The 17515-nt window shown below is 70.8% G+C and carries 19 protein-coding genes; 10 read left to right on the forward strand and 9 right to left on the reverse strand.

Going from position 1 to position 17515, the window contains the following annotated elements; all coding sequences use genetic code 11:
- Positions 1-2 precede the first annotated feature (2 nt).
- Both AH6_RS03960 and AH6_RS03965 read right to left on the reverse strand, forming a co-directional pair.
- Entirely contained in the window at positions 3-1460 is a 1458-nt protein-coding gene (locus tag AH6_RS03960) for a basic amino acid/polyamine antiporter (protein WP_067473622.1), read from the reverse strand.
- 87 nt (positions 1461-1547) lie between these two features.
- Complete coding sequence (locus tag AH6_RS03965; RefSeq protein ID WP_157431248.1) at positions 1548-2492, reverse strand: FUSC family protein; 945 nt, start codon at positions 2490-2492, stop codon at positions 1548-1550.
- A gap of 189 nt (positions 2493-2681) precedes the next feature.
- Between AH6_RS03965 and AH6_RS03970 the strand changes: the two genes are divergently transcribed.
- Positions 2682-3941, forward strand: coding sequence for an amidohydrolase (locus tag AH6_RS03970; RefSeq protein WP_067473628.1), 1260 nt, complete (start codon positions 2682-2684; stop codon positions 3939-3941).
- Positions 3942-3958: 17 nt separating this feature from the next.
- Here the strand turns inward: AH6_RS03970 and AH6_RS03975 are convergent, their stop codons facing one another.
- On the reverse strand, positions 3959-4312 hold the full coding sequence (locus AH6_RS03975; RefSeq protein WP_083982198.1) for an HPP family protein: 354 nt from the start codon (positions 4310-4312) through the stop codon (positions 3959-3961).
- A gap of 121 nt (positions 4313-4433) precedes the next feature.
- Between AH6_RS03975 and AH6_RS03980 the strand changes: the two genes are divergently transcribed.
- Entirely contained in the window at positions 4434-5006 is a 573-nt protein-coding gene (locus tag AH6_RS03980) for a CGNR zinc finger domain-containing protein (RefSeq protein WP_067473631.1), read from the forward strand.
- A gap of 134 nt (positions 5007-5140) precedes the next feature.
- On the opposite strand, the gene AH6_RS03985 is transcribed toward AH6_RS03980, so the two are convergent.
- The 3 genes from AH6_RS03985 to AH6_RS03995 all read right to left on the reverse strand — a co-directional run bounded on the left by AH6_RS03985 (position 5141) and on the right by AH6_RS03995 (position 8616).
- The gene (locus tag AH6_RS03985) at positions 5141-6418 is read right to left on the reverse strand and encodes a GAF domain-containing protein (protein WP_067473852.1); all 1278 of its coding nucleotides are present in this window, start codon (positions 6416-6418) and stop codon (positions 5141-5143) included.
- Positions 6419-6580: 162 nt separating this feature from the next.
- On the reverse strand, positions 6581-7600 hold the full coding sequence (locus tag AH6_RS03990) for an aminotransferase class V-fold PLP-dependent enzyme (protein WP_067473634.1): 1020 nt from the start codon (positions 7598-7600) through the stop codon (positions 6581-6583).
- 32 nt (positions 7601-7632) lie between these two features.
- Positions 7633-8616 carry a helix-turn-helix domain-containing protein gene (locus tag AH6_RS03995; protein WP_067473637.1) on the reverse strand — a complete coding sequence of 328 codons (984 nt, stop codon included), beginning with the start codon at positions 8614-8616 and terminating at the stop codon, positions 7633-7635.
- A gap of 98 nt (positions 8617-8714) precedes the next feature.
- Between AH6_RS03995 and AH6_RS04000 the strand changes: the two genes are divergently transcribed.
- A complete protein-coding gene (locus AH6_RS04000) occupies positions 8715-9743 on the forward strand; it encodes a saccharopine dehydrogenase family protein (protein WP_067473643.1) in 1029 nt (342 codons plus the stop codon).
- A 104-nt stretch (positions 9744-9847) separates the two neighbouring features.
- On the opposite strand, the gene AH6_RS04005 is transcribed toward AH6_RS04000, so the two are convergent.
- Both AH6_RS04005 and AH6_RS04010 read right to left on the reverse strand, forming a co-directional pair.
- A complete protein-coding gene (locus AH6_RS04005; RefSeq protein WP_067473646.1) occupies positions 9848-10210 on the reverse strand; it encodes an STAS domain-containing protein in 363 nt (120 codons plus the stop codon).
- 224 nt (positions 10211-10434) lie between these two features.
- On the reverse strand, positions 10435-10860 hold the full coding sequence (locus AH6_RS04010; RefSeq protein WP_218005701.1) for a VOC family protein: 426 nt from the start codon (positions 10858-10860) through the stop codon (positions 10435-10437).
- Positions 10861-11106: 246 nt separating this feature from the next.
- Between AH6_RS04010 and AH6_RS04015 the strand changes: the two genes are divergently transcribed.
- Both AH6_RS04015 and AH6_RS04020 read left to right on the forward strand, forming a co-directional pair.
- A complete protein-coding gene (locus AH6_RS04015) occupies positions 11107-11922 on the forward strand; it encodes a transporter substrate-binding domain-containing protein (RefSeq protein ID WP_245679168.1) in 816 nt (271 codons plus the stop codon).
- Between the two features lie 213 nt (positions 11923-12135).
- The gene (locus AH6_RS04020) at positions 12136-13590 is read left to right on the forward strand and encodes a hypothetical protein (protein WP_067473652.1); all 1455 of its coding nucleotides are present in this window, start codon (positions 12136-12138) and stop codon (positions 13588-13590) included.
- On the opposite strand, the gene AH6_RS04025 is transcribed toward AH6_RS04020, so the two are convergent.
- Complete coding sequence (locus AH6_RS04025; protein WP_067473655.1) at positions 13587-14105, reverse strand: NUDIX domain-containing protein; 519 nt, start codon at positions 14103-14105, stop codon at positions 13587-13589. The genes AH6_RS04020 and AH6_RS04025 overlap by 4 nt on opposite strands.
- Positions 14106-14260: 155 nt before the next feature.
- Between AH6_RS04025 and amcB the strand changes: the two genes are divergently transcribed.
- From amcB to AH6_RS04040, 5 genes are all read left to right on the forward strand, one after another.
- On the forward strand, positions 14261-15394 hold the full coding sequence (amcB, locus tag AH6_RS04030) for a cyclophane-forming radical SAM peptide maturase AmcB (RefSeq protein ID WP_083982199.1): 1134 nt from the start codon (positions 14261-14263) through the stop codon (positions 15392-15394).
- Between the two features lie 4 nt (positions 15395-15398).
- Positions 15399-15539 carry a hypothetical protein gene (locus AH6_RS43365; protein ID WP_157431249.1) on the forward strand — a complete coding sequence of 47 codons (141 nt, stop codon included), beginning with the start codon at positions 15399-15401 and terminating at the stop codon, positions 15537-15539.
- An 81-nt stretch (positions 15540-15620) separates the two neighbouring features.
- Entirely contained in the window at positions 15621-16289 is a 669-nt protein-coding gene (locus tag AH6_RS04035; RefSeq protein WP_067473657.1) for a pentapeptide repeat-containing protein, read from the forward strand.
- Between the two features lie 68 nt (positions 16290-16357).
- The gene (locus AH6_RS43370; protein WP_157431250.1) at positions 16358-16495 is read left to right on the forward strand and encodes a hypothetical protein; all 138 of its coding nucleotides are present in this window, start codon (positions 16358-16360) and stop codon (positions 16493-16495) included.
- Positions 16496-16644: 149 nt separating this feature from the next.
- The gene (locus AH6_RS04040; RefSeq protein WP_157431251.1) at positions 16645-17427 is read left to right on the forward strand and encodes a hypothetical protein; all 783 of its coding nucleotides are present in this window, start codon (positions 16645-16647) and stop codon (positions 17425-17427) included.
- Positions 17428-17515: the final 88 nt, after the last annotated feature.

Genomic DNA, 17515 nt, shown 5'->3' on the forward strand with positions numbered 1-17515 from the left:
GGTCAGATGACGAGCCAGCCGCCGACCAGGCCCACCAGACCCGCCACCGCCCCGGCCGCCAGGACCGCGAAGAGCGCCGCCTCCGGCGCGGAGAACGGGCGGCGGCCCTGCTCGCGGCGCGTCAGCACGAACAGCACCGTCCCCAGCGCGTAGACGATGCACGACAGCAGCAGGAACACCAGCCCGGCCGCGAAGACCAGGAAGATCGTGTAGGCGACGGCGACCAGCGCGACGACCGTCTCCCGGCCGCGGCCCCGCGGCGCGGTGTCGTAGGTCTCGCCCCCCACCGCCAGCTTGAGCGCGTATCCGGCCGCCAGCAGGTAGGGGATCAGCGACAACGAGCTGCACAACTTCAACGTGAAGGTGAACGCGTCCTCGGAGAACAGCGTGACCAGCAGCACCGCGGTGATCAGCGAGCTGGTCATCGCCAGGGCGTTGGTGGGCGCGTCGTGCCGGTTGGTGCGCTTGAGGAAGGCGGGCATGTCGTCGTCGTGGGCGGCGACGAACAGGACCTCCGACGACATCAGCGTCCACGCCAGGTAGGCGCCCAGCACCGAGACGATGAGGCCGACGCCGATGAAGGCGCTGCCCCAGCCCCCGACGACCGCCTCCAGGGCCCCGGCCATCGACGGCTGCTGCAGGCCCTCCAGATCGGCGCGCGGCAGCGCCCCGTACGACAGCAGCGTCACCGACGCGAACAGCGCCAGCACGCTCAGGAAGCCCAGGACGGTGGCGCGCCCCACGTCGCTGCGCCGCCGCGCGTGGCGGGAGTAGACGCTGGCGCCCTCGACGCCGAGGAACACGAACACCGTGACCAGCATCGTCGCCTTCACCTGGTCGAACAGGCCGCCGAGCGAGGAGTCGCCGCCGTCGCCCCAGAAGTTGCCGGAGAAGGTCCCGCTCTGGAGCGTGACGGCCAGGATGACGATGAACACCACGATCGGCACGAGCTTGGCGACCGTGACGATCTGGTTGACCGAGGCGGCCTCCCGCACGCCGCGCACGACCAGGAGGTGGAAGGCCCAGACCGCCACCACCGACACCGCGACCGCCAGCAGCGTGTCGCCCTCGCCGAACGCCGGGAACACCAGCCCCAGCGTCGATTTGATCAGCACCCAGTACGAGGCGTTCCCCACGCACACGCTCGCCCAGTAGCCGAAGGCCGACAGGAATCCGGGGAACTCCCCGAACCCCGCCTTGGCGTAGGCGAACACACCGGCGTCCAGTTGCGGCTTGCGCACGGCGAGGGTCTGGAACACGAACGCCAGCATCAGCATGCCGGTGCCCGCGACGACCCACGCGATGATCGCGCCCAGCGCCCCGGTGGCCTGCGCGAAGTTGCGCGGCAGGGAGAACACGCCGGCGCCGACCGTCGAGCCGACCACCATGGCCGTGAGCGCAGGCACGCCGAGCTTGCGGACCGTGCCCTCCTGTGCGGTCGCCGCACTCGTCGATGCCATATCGACGATCTACCCGGGCGCGGACCCGCGAGCGGGCGCGCCGACCAAGATTGCCCCACGCCATGGCAACGGCGCGTCCACTCGGGCTCAGGCCGGTCCGCGCCGCCGCCGTCGTTGCCAGAGGACCGTCACCAGCGTGAGGGCGACGGCCAGCGCCGCGCCGACGGCGGTCATCTCCACGCGCTGGACCGCGATCTCCACCGTCGCGCCCGTGCGGCCGGAGGAGAACAGCAGCAGCACCGTCGCGGTCAGGAAGGCGGCGTAGAGCAGGTCGTCGGGCAGCAGCGCGTAGGTGACGGTGAGGACCGCGCACAGCGCCGCCAGCACGAGACAGACCGCAGGGGAGGCGAGGGCGGCGGCCGCGACCGCGACGACCGCCCCGACGGCGGTGCCCAGCACGCGATAGGTCGTGCGCGTCCTGGTCTCGCCGGTGGACGGCATGAACACCAGGCACAACGTGAGGACGGCCCAGTTCCCGCGCGGCAGGTCCAGGACGTCCGCCAGCAGGATCAGCGCCGTGCAGCCGACCGCCAGTTCGGCGGCGTGCAGGGCGGCGTCCCGGTCAGGGCAGGGTTCGGGCGGGACGCGCATGCGCACCAGGGCGGCCGCGCCAATGGTGACGGCCGCTCCCAGCCAGGTGGCCACGGCGATCCGCGGCGCGTTCCCGGGGGCGATCGCCGCGTAGAGCACCAGGTTGGACGGCAGCAGGGCCGCCACCCCCACGCTGTACCGGTTGAACGCCCACTGCAACGCGCAGGCGACCGTCACCGCCACCAGCAGCAGCGGCGTGCTGCCTCCGACGAGCGTGCCGACGGCGGCGACGACACCGGCCGACAGACCGGCCCAGCACTGTCCGGCCAGCGGCAGCCGGCGGACCGCGACCGTCATGAACACCATGCCCAGGTACACCGCCTGCGCGGCGGTGCCCTCGACCAGCCACCACGCCGCGCCCACCGGCACCACGGCGGCCAGCACGAGGACGGCCGACCGGCCCAGCAGCCCTGGCGGCGGCAGCCGTCGGGAAATATGCATATCGACTCGAAAGGGTTCGTTAATGTTCTCGCCAGTGGATGGCCATCTGCACGGCGGAATTCGGCTGTGACAGTTCCGCACGCCCCGCCATAATCGCGCTTTAGCAGTATGCATTATTCTCGTCGTGCACATTTTTCCGGGCCGCCGTCAAGCGATGGCACCGACGCATCTGACCAGGGGGCACGGCCGATGACGGAAGCGAACGCAGTGCAGGACGCGGCGCGGGATCTGGCCCCGGTCTACCGCGATCTGCACGCCCATCCCGAACTCGCCTTCCAGGAGACGCGCACCGCCGCCATCGTCGCCGACCGGCTCCGCGCGCTGGGATACGACACGACCACCGGAATCGGCGGCACCGGCGTGGTCGGGATACTGCGCAACGGCGACGGGCCCACCGCGCTGCTGCGCGCCGACATGGACGCGCTTCCCGTGCGCGAGGAGACGGGCCTGCCCTACGCCAGCACGGCCCAGGGCCTCGGCGGCGACGGCCAGGACGTCCCGCTCATGCACGCCTGCGGCCACGACATGCACGTGGCCTGCCTGCTGGGCGCGGCCGCCGTGCTGGCCGCGGACCGGTCGGCGTGGCGCGGCACCGCGCTGCTGGTCTTCCAGCCGGCCGAGGAGATCGGCGAGGGCGCCCAGGCGATGATTGACGACGGGCTGTACGACCGATTCGGCACACCGGCGGTCGTCCTCGGCCAGCACGTGGCGCCGATCCCGGCGGGGGTCCTCGGCCTGCACCCCGGGGCGGCCTTCGCCGCCATGGACTCCCTGCACGTCGTGCTGCACGGGCGCGGCGGCCACGGCTCGCGGCCCGAGGCGACCGTCGACCCGGTGTTCATGGCCGCGGCGACCGTGATGCGGCTGCAAGGTGTGGTGTCCCGCGAGGTGGCCGGTGGTGCCACGGCCGTCGTGACGGTCGGCGCCCTGCATGCCGGGACCAAGGGCAACATCATCGCCGACCGGGCCGACCTGCACCTGAGCATCCGCACCTCCGACCCGGCGGTGCGCGACACCGTCATGGCGGCCGTCGAGCGGATCGTCCGGGCCGAGGCCGCGGCCTCCGGCGCGCCCCGCGAGCCCGACATCACGCCCACCGAGTCGTTGCCCGCCGTCCGCAACGACCCCGCGGCCTGCGCCCGCACCCGGGACGGCTTCGCCGCCGACCTCGGCTCCGTGCTGGTGGTGGACCCCGGGCCCGTGACCGGCAGCGAGGACGTGGGGATCTTCGCCGACGCCGCCGGAGTCCCGTGCGTCTACTGGCTGCTCGGCGGCGCCGACCCCCAGGCGTTCGCCGGGGCCCAGGACATGCAGGCCCTGGAGCGCATCGTCCAGAGCCTGCCGTCCAACCACTCGCCGCAGTACGCGCCCGTCATCGAACCCACGCTGACCACCGGCATCAACGCCCTGGTCTCCGCGGCCCGCACCTGGATGCCCGCCTCCGGCTGAGGCCGCTCAGGACGACGTCACCACCAGTAGACCGGGTAGCGGCGGCGGGCGGCGATGACGCCGACCGCCACGATGACGATCGTGGCCAGCACCAGCAGGCCCAGGAAGGGGACGAGGTCGGGCTTGGTCAGGACGACGACGACCGCGGTCGCGGCGGCGGGGGAGTGCGGCGTCCGGGCCAGCGCCATGGCGCCGATCGCGAGAGCGCCCGCGATGGCCGCCGTCCAGGCCGAATCACCGCCGACCGCCAGAGCGGCGAAGCCCACGCAAGCCGAGATGAGCTGGCCCCCGATGACGTTCCGAGGCTGCGCCAACGGCAGTGTGGGGGCGGCGAACACCAGCGCGGCGCTCGCGGCCAGCGGTGGTATCAGGTGTCATACCTCGCAAATCCGGGCGTCCTGCCCGGCGTTGTTCTAACTGGCTATTGAAAGATAGAGAGTTAGAAGGTGATCGTCAACCGGCTAAGCGGCGATAGAGGGGTAGAGTGGGGGTGTGCAGCCGGAAGATCGACCTCAGCAAGGGGGCGCGGCGGACCCCCGTCCGCTCGTCGGGGAGCCGCTGGCCCTGGATCTGCTCAACACGCGGTGGAACGAGGACGGCGTCCGGTACGACCTGCTCGAATCCGTCGACGGCCTGGCGATCTGGTTGCGTTCGGCCGGGCTGGACGACCGCGCGGTGGCCGACGAGGCGACGCTGGAAGCCGCACTGGAAACCCGGGGGACGCTCCTGGGACTCATGGAAAAAGGCTCGTCCCCGGAAACGGTGGACCCGCTCAACCGAGTCCTCGAACATGGCGCGCTGCACTACCGGCTCGGGCTCGACGGCCCGGAGAACCGGCCGCAGACCGACGACGTCGTCTGGCTACCGTCCTGGCTGGCCGCCGTCGACTACCTGCGCCTCATGACCGACAGCCCCGACCGGGTCAAACCGTGCGCGCATCCCAACTGCGTGCTGTACTTCCACGACACCACGAAGAACGGCACCCGCCGCTGGTGCTCGATGGCCATCTGCGGCAACCGCGCCAAGGCCGCCCGCCACTACGAACGCGTCAAGGGCGAACGCTGAGCGGACCGCTCTGGCTCCCGGCCGTCAGCAGGCGGAACGGGGCATGGGCTCGCCCCACGGCGTGCTGCGGTTAGGCGGCGGATGGCGTCGCCGGAACCGCCCGGTTCGGACGTCAGCCGTCGTCCGGGCGCGGGTCAGCGGTTGAGGTAGGCGGCCAGGCCGCTCAGTTCCTCGTCGGCGATGAACACCGACCGCACGTTGAGCAGGGCCTCCTCGACGTGGGCGGTGCAGCCCCACGCCGAGTCGCCCCACGGGTCGGCGATCTTGATCTCGACCGCCTCGTCGCACCCGGTGGCACCGCCGAGCTGGCAACGTTCGGGATGCGCGGCGGTGGCCTGCGCGGCCGCGGCCGCGCGCATCTGGGCGGCGAGCTCCGCGGCCGCCGTGGCGCGCTGCTCGGCCTCGGCGCGCAGCCACTTCTCCGCGTGGACCGCCTTGGCCAACTCCTCCAGGGCCGCTTCGGCGCTCGCCTCGGCGGCGAGCTTCGCCTGCTCGATGTGATGGCGCTCGATCGCCAGCGCGGCGGTGTCGGTGAAGACCCGGGCGAGGGCGAGGTCGGCGTCCTGCGGCGCGCGCGGGACGCGGTGGTACATGGCGAAGGTGCCCAGCAGGCCGCCGTCGCGGGCCAGGATCGGCGTGGACCAGCAGGCGGCCAGGCCCGCCGGTTCGGCCAGGTGGCGGAAGTCGGCCCAGAACGGGTCGGTGGCGATGTCGGTGACGATGACCTGCTCGCGCCGGTGGGCGGCGGTGCCGCAGGAGCCGACACCGTCGCCGGTGGCGATCCCGTCGATGGCCTCGTTGTAGAAGTCGGGCAGGCTGGGGGCGGCGCCGTGGCGCAGGTGCCGGCCGTCGGGGTCGGCGAGCAGCACCGAGACCAGCACCTCGTGCGGCGACAGGTCCTCGATGCAGCGGGCCATCCCGTCCAGCACCTCGGCCAGGGGCACCTGGCGGGCGATCTGCTCCACCAGGGCCCGGTGCTCGGCCATCAGCCGCTGGGCGTGCTTGACCTGCGTGGTCTCCACGCCGATCAGCCGGACGCCGGTCACCTCGCCCCCGGCGTCGCGGCGCGGCTCGTGGGTGAAGTCGAAGAACAGCTCCCGCGCCTGAGGGCCGGTGCCCAGCACGATCCTGGCGTCCCGGCCCGTGGAGGGCTCGCCGGTGCGGTAGACCCGGTCCAGCAGCTCCACGAAGCCCTGACCGGCCAGTTCGGGCACCAGCTCGGCGATGGGGACGCCGGTGCGGGCCCGCTCCTCGCCGATGGCGGCGAAGAAGGCCGGATTCGCCGACTCCACGACGTGCGCCGGTCCGGCGAGCGAGGCGAACACCGCGACGGACTGCCCGAACAACGCCCGCAGGTCCTCGCCCGCAGCCTGCCCGGCGGCGTCCGGCCACTGGTCTGAAACCGCCGTCATGGTCTGGGTGGCCTTTCCGTCGAGGGTGCCGGGTGGACAGCGCCGGCAAGGGTCGAACAGTAGCGTGGCCTGGGGCCGGATGGTGACGCGCAGGTACCCGATATAGACCTGCAATATCCTGTATGTCCTGGACGGGGCCCGGCGTGGCGCACAGCGCCCAGGTCAGCGGAGTGCGGCGACGGCGGTGTCCACGTCGTTCTCGGTCGTGTAGAGGTGGAACGCCAGCCGCGCGCCGCCGCCCCGGACCGAGAAGCGGACACCGGCGGCGCGGAGACGTTCGGCGGTGCCCGGCTCGGTCACGGTGACGATCGCGCTGTCACTCGGCTCCAGGCCGATGCCCTCGCGGAACCGGTTCGCCATGCGCACGTCGTGCTCGTGCACCTGCTCGACGCCGATCTCCGCCAGCGCTTCCAGCGACGGCACGGCCCCGACGTAGGAGAACCACGGCACCGCGATGTCGAAGCGCCGCGCGTCGGCCGGCAACCGCAGCGGCAGGCCGTAGGAGGCGTCGCCCTCGCCCGCGTACCAGTTGGCCGCGACGGGCCGGAACCGGTCGCGGACGGCCGGGGCGAAGTAGCCGAACGCCGTGCCGCGCGGGCACATCAGCCACTTGTAGGCCGACACCGCCATGACGTCGAAGCGGGTCGCGTCGATCGGCAGCCAGCCCGCCGCCTGCGTCGCGTCGGCCACGACCAGCGCGCCGTGCGCGCGGGCGGCGGCCACGACCGTCTCGACGTCGGCGACCTGCCCGGTGGCCGACTGCACGAGGCTGAACGCCACGGCGTCGGTGCGCTCGTCGATCGTGTCGGCCAGCTCGTCGACCGGCACGGTCCGCACGTCCAGCCCGGCCGCCGCGTAGGGGAACAGGTTGGAGGTGTGCTCGATGTCGGGCGCCAGCACGCGGCTCCCGGGCGGCAGCGACGCCGCCACCGGCGCCAGCACCTGCGAGGCGGCCGCGCCGACCGAGACGTCATCGGCTGCGGCCCCGACCAGCCCCGCGAACGCGGCCCGCGCCCGCTCGACGGCCGGGTCCCAGCGGTCCCAGCCGTTGGCGCCGCGCCGCCACTCGTCCAGCGGCCCCTGCAACGCCTCGAACGACGCGCGCGGCGGCACCCCGTAGCTGGCGGTGTTCAACCATCCCGGCTCCACGTCCCAGGACGCGGCCACATCCCCGATCTTCACATCGCCACTCTAACCAGGACAGAGAGGACGTCTCAGGAGAGACGTGCGGGATGGCCCCTGAACGCCGCCCCATCCGCGTGCGAGCTGCGAAAGGTGCGGCGGTAGGTGTCGGGCGGCACCCCGACGGTGCGGTTGAAGTGCCTGCGCAGCGTCGTCGCCGTCCCCATGCCCGTGGCCGTCGCGATGGCCTCGACGCCGTCGTCGGTCAGCTCCAGCAACTCCTGCGCGCGGCGGATCCGCTGGACCAGCAGCCATTGCAGCGGGGTGGTGCCGGTCACCGACCTGAAGTGGCGGCCCAGGTTGCGCGAGCTCATGGCGGCCTGGCGGGCCAGGTCCTCGACCGTCAGAGGATGGTCCAGGCGTTCGATCACCCACGGGAGCAGCTCGGCGAGCGGGTGGTCCTCCCGGGCGGGCATCGGCGAGGCGATGAACTGGGCCTGCCCGCCGTCCCGGTGCGGCGGCACGACCAGGCGGCGCGCGACGGCGTTGGCGACCGTCGAGCCGTGGTCAAGTCGGACGAGGTGCAGGCACAGGTCCAGCGCGGCGGCCTTGCCAGCGGAGGTCAGCACGCTGCCGTTGTCCACGTAGAGGACGTCGGGATCGACCTCGACGCGGGGATGGCGCTCGGCCAGGACGTCGGTGTGCGCCCAGTGCGTGGTCGCGCGCCGCCCGTCCAGCAGACCGGCGGCGGCCAGCACGAACGCGCCCGTGCAGAGCGCGGCCACGCGCGCGCCCGCCTCGTGCGCCGCGCGGACCGCATCGAGCAGGTCGGCGGGCGGGGGCACGTCGACGTCGGCCCACGCGGGGACGATGACGGTGTCGGCGCTGGCCAGCCGGTCGAAGCCGTCGTCGGGCTCCAGCCGGAACCGGCCCGCCCGCACCGCGTCCGACCCGCAACCGACGAGTTCGTACCAGGGGCCGGTCACGGCGGCCGGGGCGGGCCCGAACACCTCGAACGCCACGGACAGCTCGAAATGCAACATCCCGTCGGTGATGGCCACCGCGACTGTGTTCATGTCCGGAATTGTACGACGCATGGCGTTCCAGACACTCGTGCGGCGGGCCCGTCGGCGCGATGATCTCTTCAGCGGATCAAGCGAGCACGGGAGAAACGATGGAATCGCGTCAGGCGGTAGCGGTGTTCGGCGCCTACGGGCACACCGGGCGGTTCGTGGTGGCGGAGCTGCTGGAGCGCGGGTTCGTCCCCGTCCTGTCCGGCCGCGACGCGGGCAAGCTGGAGGCGCTGGCGGCTTCGTCGGAGCTCGAAGCGCGGCCCGCGACGGCCGACGACCCGGCCTCGCTCGACCGCGCGCTGTCCGGAACCGTCGCGGTCATCAACGCCGCGGGCCCCTTCGCCGCGACGACCGCCCCGGTGATCGAGGCGGCGCTGCGCGCCGGGATCCCCTACGTGGACGTGGCGGCCGAGATCGAGGCCAACGCCGACACGTTCGCGCACTTCGGGGAGCGCGCCCGCGCCGCCGGAGCCGTGGTCGTCCCCGCGATGGCCTTCTTCGGCGGCCTCGGCGACCTGCTGGCCACGGTGGCGATGGGCGACTGGACGTCGGCCGACGAGGTGCACGTCGCCTACGCGCTGAGCAGCTGGCATCCCACGGCGGGCACGCGCGCGTCGGGCACGGTCTCCCACGACCGGCGGGACGGCCGGCGCGTCCGGTTCGCCAACGGGAAGCTGGAGTACCACGACGAGGCGCTGCCGTCGCTGAAGTGGACGTTCCCCGAGCCGACGGGCGTCCGGTCCGTCATCGGGGAGTTCAGCATGGCCGACGTGGTGACGATCCCCAGCCACTTCGCCGTCCCGAGGCTGCACTCGTACATGACGGCCGAGGCGGTCGGCGACCTGTCGGCCCCGGACACGCCCGAGCCGGCGGCGGCCGACGAGCGCGGACGGTCCGACCAGACGTTCCTGGTCGACGTCGTCGTGCGGTCCGGCGGGACGGAGCGGCGCGCGACGGCGAGCGGCCAGGACATCTACGCCATCACGGCGCCGCTGGCGGTGGAGGCGGTCGCCCGCATCCTGACCGGACGGACCAGGACCACCGGGGTCGCCTCCGCCGGGGAGATCTTCGACGCGGCCGACTTCCTCGGCGCGCTGTCGGAGCACCTGACGTTCGAGCTGCACCAGTAGTCCAGCGAAGGCGGTGACGGCCCCGCGAGGCCGTCACCGCCTCCTTTGAAGTTGAGCCCTGTGCTCACCCATCACGGCCGAGGAGCCCATCGGACCTGCGCCGTTCAGGCCGGACGCTCCGTGAGCAGATCGAGCGCCCGGGCGAGGGTCATCCCGGGATCGACAGGGAGACCGACGTCCTCACGACACCCTTCAGGCGCGGCGGCCAGGACGATGCGACCTTCCGCCGCGCCGATCCGCTCCACCGTGTAGCGCAGGGCCGCCCGACCGTAGGCGTCGCAGTCGCGCACGTTGGTCAGATCGACCGCCACGCGCAGCGGCCCGCTGAGGACGGCGACGCGGTCGGCCCAGCGACGGAGCTGCGACTCGGTGCGCCGGTCGAGATCCCCGCTGAGCAGGAGCACGACGCATCCGCGCTCGACGGCGAGCATCACCGTCAGGGGAAGGGCTTCGTCGGTGTCGTCCATGGAGTGCTCTCATAGCCCGGGACGAGACCGGGAAGGGACCCGGGGCGCCGCGGGATCGGCTCGGAGCCGCCATTCTTGCACGGTGCAATGAACGCGCGGGAAGGTGCCTCGGCCGAACGAGCGGCCCGTCACCCACGCCGATAAAGGCCCGCAGCGAACCCGAGCTGGAAAGAACTACTCCGGCTCGGACAGAGCAACGACGGGCGACCGCTTGCAGACGGCCCTCAGTCGAGTTCCTCGGCGAGCCCGACGACGATGCCCTCGGGACCGCGGACGTAGCAGAGCCGGTAGATGTTCTCGTACTGCACGATCTCGCCGACCACTTCGGCGCCGTGTGCCCGCAGGCGGGCAACGACATCCTCAATGTCGTCGACGGCGAACATGACGCGACGAAGGCCGAGCGTGTTCGCTGGGGCGTCCTTCGGCTCAGGAGTAATGGCCTTCGGCCGGTGGAACTTCGCCAGCTCCACCCGCCCATGACCGCCCGGGACCCGCAGCATGGCGACGTCCTGCCGGACGTCATCGAGCCCGATGACACGCTCCGCCCCGCGCCATTCGAGCGGCCCTTTGCCTTCGAACTCCAGGCCGAGTTCGACGAAGAACGCGATGACGGCCTCAAGGTCGTCAACGACGATCAGAACGTTGTCCATCCGCCGGACCACCATGCCGGACCTCCTCCATGTGGCACGCCCACGCTAACCGCTACATCAACCACATCCGCCCCTGGGAACTGGCCAAGGCCGAACGCTCGTGAGGCCGGGCGCCGCGCCAGCCCTCGACGCCGTTCTCGATATCACCACGGGCAGCCGGTGGAAAGCACCGATCTGCAGGGCTTGACTGCGCCCGTGGACCCGGCATGATCACTCACAACGAATTGCAAAGAGAAGGGGTGCGCAGTGGTCAGGCTGCGTCTGCTGGTCGGCCTCGTTGTGCTCTGCGCGTCCCTCGCGGCCTGCGGGCGTTCCGGGGACTCGTTGCTCGCCAAGGACACGCTGACCGTGGGTGTGCGGCCGGACCTGCCGGGGCTCGGACACCGCAAGGCGGACGGCACGTTCGAGGGGTTCGACATCGACGTGGCCCGTTACGTGGGGGAGCGGCTTGGAAAGAAGGTCCGGTTCGTTCCGGTGCTGGCGAACGACCGCATCCCGGCGCTCACCTCCGGGCGGGCCGACCTGGTGCTGGCGACGCTGTCGGTGACGCCCGAGCGCAAGACGCAGATCGCGTTCGCCGGACCCTACTTCCTGTCCTACCAGGACGTCCTCGTGCGCACCGGCGAGCGGGGCGTCAAGGGCGTCCGCGACCTGAAGGGCCGCAGGTTCTGCGGCGTGGAGGGCGCCGATCCCGTGAAGCGGCTCCAGGCGCTCAACGGGATGGACAAGGTCACGATCGTGGAGGCCAGGGACTACGACGAGTGCATGACCAAGATCGGCAACGGTGCCGTCGACGCCATCACCACCAACGACGTCATCCTCGCCGGACTCGCCAAGCGGGCGGGCGGCCAACGGTACCGCCTGGTCAACGCCCAGATCAGCGAGCAGAGCACCGGCATCGGCATCCGGCAGGGCGACCTGGACGGGTGCGAGGCCCTGAACAAGGCCGTCACCCGCATGTACCAGGACGGCACGGCCACGCGGCTGGTGGGCAAGTGGTTCGCGGGAACCGGCCTCGGCCGCGCGACCGTGCAGGTGCCACAGTTCGAGGGCTGCATGTGAACGGGGCCTGACGCTGCGGCGAAGACCGCTGCTCTGCAGAACACTTGCGCTAGGGCTGCAACCCGGTCACCAGTTCATGAGTATGGCGCTGTCGTCCTTGGCGATGCTCTGCCCGGTGGGGAGCGCGTCGATGGGGGCGCCTCTGGCCATGGTCACCGAACGGAGTAGCGGCTACGCTCACGGTGACGCCGGACGCCGCGGGGTGGTCGACGAATGAGGCAGATCGGGCTGGGCTCTTACGACAAACGTTTGGCGGCTTCGGCCCGCACGCTGCTGGAGTGCCAGGGCTTCGACGGTGGGTGGGGGCTGACGCTTTCTTCGGTGTCTTCGATCGTGAACACCAGCGAAGTCCTGGCGGTGCTGCGCGCAGCGAGGATCGGCGGCACCCCGGTTCGGAGCGCCCTGGATTTCCTGGCTGGTTCGATCAAGGAGCACTGCCGGCCGCGGCAAAAAGGCGGCCGCGGCAAGAACACCAGATTCGTCTGCTTCGGATTGACCGGGCTGCTGCATTACCGGGAGTTCTTCACCCAACCGCACGTCTGCGGAACGGCGGCCTGGTGCTTGGACTGGCTGGAGGAGCACCAGATAGGACAGGGCTGGCCCGAGGTCGTCGGTATCGACGACGCCTCACTGCACCAGACCGCTCTGGCCGTTCTCGCGCTGGCAAGGCTCCGGGACGTCCTGGACGGTCTCGGCCCCGGCCTGTCGCTACCCGGTGGCGGCGACACCACCGCGCTCGTCGAGCGCACTTCGGCGCTGATCGAGCACGGGCTGGCCGGGCTGCTCTATCACCGCCGTCCCAGCGGCGCCTGGGGGTGGCGGACCTATATCGACACCGCTCCTTCGCCGAGCAAGACCGCGCTGTGCCTGCTGGCCATCGACGCAGCCACCAGCCGCGACGGAGCCGACCGGGTGCTGGAGGCCGGTGGGGTCGACGGCCGCCCCGCAGGGCTTCCCGCGCGCGGGATCATCACACAGGCGGGCCAATGGCTGCTCAAGAACCATCACCGCTGGGAGCTGTTCGTCGAGGATGACAAGGACGTTCAGGGCACCGCCTGGGAACACATGGCCTACGCGCTCGGGACGCAGGCCGTCTTGCGGGCGGGCGCGAACCCGAACGACCAGCGGCTGGTCAAGGCGTGGAAGCTGATGGACCGGCTCTGGGACGGCCAGGCCGGGCTCTGGAGCGAGCCGGGCGCTTCCGGCCGTCGGGCGACGATCCGGGCCGCCTACTACAGCGTTTGCGCCTATGAGGAGGCCCGCGCCCGGATCGTGGAGTTGGGCATGAGCGAGCACGACGACGCTCCGACGCGGTTGGAAGCGACTCCGGTGTTGCCGAGGGAGATCTCCCTGTTCTCCGAGGGGAACCAGATCGTGGTGTCCACCGCGGACGCCTCGGTGAACTGCACGCTCTCGGAGCGGCTGTTCGACCTGGCGGTCCTGCTCCACCACGAGGCGGAGGGGTTGGCGGTCTGCCAGCTCGCCACGGCGATGCACGTGGCGCCGACCTCGATCGCCAAATACGTCCAGCGGTTGAACGCCGCTATCAGTACGAGCTTCGGCGGAGTTCCGATCAGGGTGGTCATCGCCTGTCAGACCCCCGAGGGCAGCGGCTACCAACTCGTCGTTCCCACCGAGGGCCGCAAAAGCCCGGGACGACCCGCCTAGGCGCGCTCGGCCTCGACCGGATAGTTGTGCAACGCGAACCGGGCCAGGGACCGGACCTGCTCGAAGGTCGGCAGGTCGTCGAGTTCGTCCAGGCCGAACCAGCGCACGTCATGCACCTCGGCCAGTTCGGCCGCCAGCTCCTGATCCCGATCGGCCGCCACCCGGCGGACATAGAAGAACTGCACCAGTGCTGGAGTGGCGAACCCCTCCCGCTCCAGGTCCGCATAGAACGGCACCGGCTCGGGAGTGGCGTTGTCGTCGGGAGGATGGATCACAGGCTGCGACGACAGCGCCTCGACCAGCAGGCCGGTCTCTTCCTTGAACTCGCGGACGGCGGTCTCGGCGAACGTCTCGCCCGGCTCGATGTGCCCACCCGGCGGGACCCACTTGTCGAACCGGTTGTGATGGACGAGAAGGACCTCGCCCCGCTCGACCAGGTAGCCCGAGCAGATCAGGACGTGCCCGAGGTCCTTGCACACCTGGTCGTCCTGGATGAGGATCGAACGTCGCGCCACACGGCCACACTAACCCACGCACCGTGATCGACCCGGGCGGATCACCAAGCCCGCCGGGGTTGCGATGACACGTCCTGACCGGCCGATGACATGTCATCGACCCTGCCATCGAAATGTCATCGGGAAACCGGACGCAACGGCCGGATCGTCCATGCATGGACACCAGCCTTCTGCGTCCGCGCCGCGGCTTCGCCGAGCGCATCGGCCACGTTTTTCAGACCGTGGTCATCCAGCCGACCAGCCTGTGCCCCGGCGACTGCCGCTACTGCTACCTGCCGACCAGGAGCAACCGCAACGAGTTGCTGCCCCTGGTCGCGCGAGCGGTGGCGCGCTCGATCGCCGAGCAGGACGCCGCCGAACCGGTGAACCTGGTCTGGCACGGTGGGGAACCCACCGCGCTGCGGATCACCGAGTTCGTCCGGCGGCTGGAGGCCTTCGAGGAACTGCGCTTGGCGGGCAAGGTCCGGCACTCGATCCAGACCGGTGCGTTCCTGCTCAATGACCACTGGTGCGGCCTGCTGCGCCGCTACCGATTCGGTGTCGGAGTCAGCATCGACGGCCCCCGTCAGGCGAACGTGAACCGCGTCGACCGGGCCGGGAAACCGCTGTTCGACCGGGCCATGCGCGGTATCGGCCTGCTACGCCGGCACGAGCTGGAGTTCAGCGTCATCTGCGTCGTCTCCCCCGAGACCATCGACGACCCGCACACCCTCATGGACTTCTTCGCCGACCTGGGTTGCGTCCAGGTCGGGTTCAACATCGAGGAGCTCGAAGGGGTCAACACCCGCACACCGGTCACCTCGCAGAACGCCCAGGCGTTCTGGGAAGGCGTGCTGGCCGCCCGCTCCCGCCACCCGCACCTGCGAGTCCGTGAGACCGACCAGCTCGCCGCCTACCTCGCCCAAGTCCGCACAGGACGGAAGGAGGAGTGGTCCACCGCCAGACACGACCCGATCCCCACCATCGCCTGGAACGGAGACACCGTGCTGATGTCTCCCGAACTGCTCGGCATCAAGGACGCACGCCACCACGACTTCGTCATCGGCAACGTGCTCACCACCTCGCTGCCCAGCATGTTGCGCACCGCAGAGCAGGTCCCCTACATCCATGACGTCCTCGCGGGCCTGGACGCCTGCGAGAGCACCTGCGGCTACTGGGCGTTCTGCCGCGGCGGACACGCCGGCAACAAGTACTTCGAGACCGGCACCTTCACCGCGACCGAGACCGCCCACTGCCGCAACTCCCGCCAAGCCCTCATCAACGCCTTCGCAACAACGATCAAGGAGTGAAGCCGTGTCCGTCCTTCAGCTGCTGGAGACCACGACCGCCACTACCGTGGAGGAGTTCCTCGACGACGTCCTCACGGCCGCCCCCGACCTGGCGCCCGAAGCGTTCGACAACCGCCCGACCTGGGACAACTGGAAGAAGCACTAGTCCCAACGGGCGACCAGCCGCGTGCCCCGGACAACACCCCCATGGTTCCGGGGCACGCACCCGACGACGAAGGACACGCACATGGACGTCCGGCAGATCCGCGAGGCGAAGGTCCTGCTGCCCTCCGCCGAACTCGACCTCACCAGCGCCGACCAGCCTCCCGCCCGCAGCGACGTCATCGGCATCGTTGCCCGCGACGCCGACTGGTCCCGCCTTCGACTGGTCGAGCGCCAGCTCGTCGACTGCCGCCTCACCTCGGTCGTCCTCGACGGACTCCATCTGGAGGACACCCGGGTCAGCAACACCACCTTCACCGACTGCGACCTCGGCTCCAACCGCTGGAACGCCGTCAAGATCGACCGATGTGTCCTGTCCGGCAGCCGTCTCACCGGCCTCCAGGCCGACGGCATCACCCTCGCGGACGTCATCATCGAACGCTGCCGTCTCGACTACGCCACCCTCGTCGGCCTCAACGCCACCGGCACCGTCGTGTTCATCGACTGCACGCTCCGCGAGAGTTCGATCGAGGACTCCCGCCTCGACGGGGTCGTCTTCGCCGACTGCCCCATGCCCGACACCCGGTTCATCCGGACCAGGATGCGCGGAGCCGACCTGCGGGGCAGCACCATCAACACCATCACCGGCATCACCTGCCTCACTGGCGCGATCACCGATCACGACCAGGTCCCGCAGCTCACCCAGGCCCTTCTGAGGGAACTCCAGCTCGACGTCAGACGGACAACGAGTTGACGACGGCACACGACGCCCGGCTTCGGAGCGGACACCGGGTCAACTCCGTGCACTGACAGCCAGCGATCATGAACCACGCAATGCCGGGAGATCCATCGCAAGGGGGCAACGCGTCTGCGGAAGGCATTCACGTCGTTGTCGGTCATGGCCTGGAGGAGGCGACCGGTGCGGTCGATGAGTTCGTCGTCGAGCGCGTGGCGCAGTGACCAGGGCTCGGTCGTCTGGACCGCTGCCCCTGCGGCCGCCGCCCGCATTCTCCTCTTTGACTAGGAACAAGCGCGGCTGCCATTGAGGTGGGGGGCGATCAAAGTCGTAGGGCTGGTAGTCGGGGGTGGCTCGCGGTTACGGTCGCGGTGTGGAAGGCCAGCGGAAGGTTCTCATCAGTGATGACGTCGCCGCGCTTCTTGGGGAGGCGAAGGTCGCCGAGTTGCTCGCCGGGCCCGAGCCGGGGCGGTACGAGTGCGTGATCTGCGACCGGCCCGGTGACGCCGACGTAGAGGCGACCAGCGTCCTGCTGTACCGGTACCCCGAGGCCCGCCGCCCCGGCCATCACGTGCTGAACATCCTGTGGGCGCATGTCGGCTGCGCGCCCTCGCAGGTCCACGACCGTGACACCGAGATCGACCCCGATCGTTACTTTCGGCGCCAGCATCTGATCCCGTTGTTGTTCGGCAGCGACACCGACGCCCCGACCGCCGCGCTGGTGATGGAACCGTGGTGGCCCGGCCTGGAGGAGGCCGGAGCGCAGACCAACGCCTATCTGGCGGCCTGGCTCGCCGAAGGACTGCACCTGCTCGGTGTCGGGGACCTGATGGACGTTCCCGCAGCCGGGCGCTGGCGAGCGGTCTTCGTGCCGGGCGACCGCGAGGGTGGGATCCGGACGACGGTGACCTGCCGGGCCGACGACCGCCGGGCGCTGACCGTCGTCGACGACTACGGCATCCGTGTCGACCGCAGCTGGCTGGATTCCGCAGCCGCAGAAGGGATCGTCCTGTACGCGGGCCTCACCGGACTGATCGAAACCCCAGGCCGCGATCCCGAGACCATCGTTCGTGCCCTCGTGGCCGCCGCCCACGGGGGAGTGCTCGCGGGCGGACGGATCACCGCCGCCATCCTGGGGCTCCCCGAATCCTCCTGACCATTGCCGCGCAGCCGAAGCGTCGGCATCGGCCCGCACATCGGATGGCCGGAGCCGTCGCAAGCGGTTCAGAAAAGCCTTTGAGCTG

This window comes from Actinomadura hibisca NBRC 15177, assembly GCF_001552635.1.
GTDB classification, from domain to species: domain Bacteria; phylum Actinomycetota; class Actinomycetes; order Streptosporangiales; family Streptosporangiaceae; genus Spirillospora; species Spirillospora hibisca.